3 protein-coding genes are annotated in these 1,149 nt (G+C 36.5%); 1 reads left to right on the top strand and 2 read right to left on the bottom strand.

Features of this window, described 5'->3' with window-relative positions; genetic code table 11:
* Nucleotides 1-77 precede the first annotated feature (77 nt).
* Both FTT70_RS13505 and FTT70_RS13510 read right to left on the bottom strand, forming a co-directional pair.
* Entirely contained in the window at nucleotides 78-296 is a 219-nt protein-coding gene (locus FTT70_RS13505) for a hypothetical protein (RefSeq protein ID WP_180168726.1), read from the bottom strand.
* An 11-nt stretch (nucleotides 297-307) separates the two neighbouring features.
* Nucleotides 308-511, bottom strand: a complete 204-nt coding sequence (locus tag FTT70_RS13510) for a hypothetical protein (protein ID WP_180168727.1) — start codon at nucleotides 509-511, stop codon at nucleotides 308-310.
* 83 nt (nucleotides 512-594) lie between these two features.
* Between FTT70_RS13510 and FTT70_RS13515 the strand changes: the two genes are divergently transcribed.
* Nucleotides 595-828, top strand: a complete 234-nt coding sequence (locus tag FTT70_RS13515) for a hypothetical protein (RefSeq protein ID WP_257229421.1) — start codon at nucleotides 595-597, stop codon at nucleotides 826-828.
* The last annotated feature ends 321 nt before the right edge of the window (nucleotides 829-1,149 follow it).

A 1,149-nucleotide genomic window follows, 5' to 3' on the forward strand; every position in this document is an offset into this window, starting at 1 on the left:
CATCTTATTAATGGGGGTATCTAAAAATCCCATTCCCCACGTACAAACCTGTGGTATTGATTGTTTTTTGTTCAACATTACTCAATCCCCATATCACGCATGATGTCGTTTTCTTTTTTTAGTGAATCGCAATATTCAGAAACTTTGGCAGAGCGATAGCCCCACTCCAGCATGACCATTTCAATATGAAAAAGAGCCTTTTCAGATTCATAAGCAGGATTACCGCCAACGATCAGTTGGACAGCACTGTCAAAAATAATCTTTGAAACGATCTCAAAAGCTTGCTCTTTTTCCATATCCGAAGCCCTTACTTAAAAATGTTTGCAATTGCAGCTTTATAAGCAGCTTCACGACGCTCTAGCAGCTCATACCAAAGGTCACCCTCAAAATGAACATTTTCACGCATAAATTGACGAACATTTTTAGAACGCAAATCAGCAGTGCGAACAGTCTTTGACTTTTCGAGATTCTTGAGCAGTTTTTCAAACTCTAAAGCTTGTTCTTTTTCCATAATGTTCACATGCATGCACTTATACATTGAGCGGAATTTAACACATATATGCAAGCATGCACAATACATGCATGCAAAAATGCATGTATTCTTTTCCACATAGAGAGCTAGGAGAGGATTGCAAAATGGTACAAAGCGTACGGCTTAACGATGCTGAACAGGAAAAGCTAAGAAAAAAAGCTGTAGAGCTAAATAAAGTACTGATTCAAAAAGGACAGCAACCAGTTAGAGATAGTGAACTTGTTCACATTCTGATTGAGGAAGGCATTGAATTAATTGAAATAAGCAACAGCGGAAAACTAACCATTCCAAAATAAAAAAAGGGCGATTCATTCGCCCTCTTTCAATCTAAATATAAGGGTTTCCCCTCGTAATTATGAAAATTTCTTAAATGTGTATATAAATCAGCATAAATCAAAGTACGTCCACAGTACTGGCATGTTGTATATCTATTTGTGTAATTCTGCAGAAAGGTAATATTTACATCTAAGCGATTGTAAAAATAGCGTTTACCTCGATTGCGTATAATGAACATTGATGTTAAATGCCACTTAGTGTTACTTGCCTATTCTAACATCCTTGATAACTGAACGAGTAAGTTATCAAGGACGTGGCAAGTAACATAATGTAGAGATTAT

Origin of the sequence: Acinetobacter sp. YH01003 (assembly GCF_013420525.1) — a bacterium.
Taxonomy (GTDB): domain Bacteria; phylum Pseudomonadota; class Gammaproteobacteria; order Pseudomonadales; family Moraxellaceae; genus Acinetobacter; species Acinetobacter towneri.